This window comes from Fretibacterium fastidiosum (genome assembly GCF_000210715.1).
Taxonomy (GTDB): domain Bacteria; phylum Synergistota; class Synergistia; order Synergistales; family Aminobacteriaceae; genus Fretibacterium; species Fretibacterium fastidiosum.
The window spans coordinates 2,000,733-2,002,181 of sequence record NC_021038.1 but is presented as its reverse complement, the minus strand read 5'-3'; the positions used below and the strand labels follow the sequence as shown (position 1 = coordinate 2,002,181).

The following is a 1,449-nucleotide window of genomic DNA, read 5'->3' as shown; positions in this document are numbered from 1 at the left end:
TGGAGGCCCTGGCGGCGGAGGTGGCCCTCAGGCCGTGGGCATGGTCTCCGGCGCGGCGACGGTGAGCGCAAGGGGCACGGCGCCGGGGGGATGGTCCCATCGAGGTGACGGTCGCGTCGAGGAAGCTCACGGCCGCGGGCGGGGTGGACGTCGCGAACGTCTCCCTCCCGATAACGGTCCTGACGGGGAGGGGAAAGGTCCTGATGAAGGAGGGCAGCGCCGACCTGGCGGGGGGCGTCGTCCGCCTGAGCGTCGAGGCGGACCTGAAGGGCTCCCGGTGGAAGGGCCGGCTGACCGCGCGGGACGTGGACCTGGGCCGTCTCGCCGCACCGTTCCTGACGGAGGGCGAGCTGGTGGGCAGCGCGGACCTGGAGGCGGACCTGAAGGGGAACTTCGGCTTCCTGGCCACGAGCTTCGCCGCGGGGCGCTTCATCACCTCCAGCGGCTGCCTGAGGGGGATGGACCTCATCGACGCGATCTCCCCCACGAAGCGCATCAGCTTCGAGCACGTCCGGGGGACCTTCTTCTGGGATGGGTCGGACCTCTTTTTGAATCCGGGGTCCCAGGCCACGGCGGGGCCGGATGAGCCGCTCTACCGCTACTTCTCCGTCAACGGCTCCCTGGGCGTCCCCGGCAAGGGGCTGAAGCTGGTCTGCAAGGGGCGATTCGACCTCAAGCTGCTGGACCAGATCCTCGGCGCGCTGAAGGGCGTGTTCCAGTACATGACGGGCGGGCTGTCCGGGGGCCTGGTGCGCGACGCCCTGGGCCGCGCCATCGGGCTGAGGGGCCGGGACTTCCAGGACGTCTCCTTCACCCTGTCCAACAGCTGGCAGGAGCTGCGCCTGCTGAATCTGAAGATCGACAAGCCCCTGCAGGACTACCTGCCGCTGGACGCCCTCAACGGGAACCAGCGGAAGCAGAAGGACGACACCCAGTTCCGGCTGAACCTGAAGTTCCCCACCGGCCCCGGCGGCGGGAGCCCGGAGGATCGGTCCACGAAGGACCAGCTCACGGAGCAGCTGCTGGACAACCTGCTGCACATCGGCAACTGAGCGAGTCGGGACGCGCAGGGGGAAGGGGGTTGCCGTTTGACCTTCGGTGCCGGACGTTGGTTTGTGAGTGTGCCAGTGTTATCAAGTTGAAAGGATCGGACGTGAGATCATGGACACAGCGAGGATTGACGAGGTCCTGAACGGGATGGGGCGCCTCGCGCAGGAGGCTGCGCGAGAGCTCGCCGGGGCCGGGGCGGAGCGGAAGAACCGCGCCCTCACGAACATGGCCGCACTGCTCCGGCAGCGCAGCGGCCACATCCTTCAGGAGAACGCCCAGGACCTGGAGGAGGCGCGGAGCGGAGGGCTCTCCAGCGCGATGTTGGACCGGCTGGCCCTCGACGGGGACCGCATCGAGGGCATGGCCCGCGGCCTCGAAGAGGTCGCAGCCCTTCCGGAC

General features: G+C 69.0%; 1 protein-coding gene and 1 pseudogene. Both read left to right on the top strand.

What is annotated here, in order from left to right:
• The first annotated feature begins 104 nt into the window (after positions 1-104).
• Entirely contained in the window at positions 105-1,052 is a 948-nt protein-coding gene (locus SY1_RS09160; RefSeq protein WP_208873547.1) for an AsmA family protein, read from the top strand.
• A gap of 109 nt (positions 1,053-1,161) precedes the next feature.
• A pseudogene (gene proA / locus SY1_RS09155) lies at positions 1,162-1,449 on the top strand (glutamate-5-semialdehyde dehydrogenase); the annotation flags it as partial.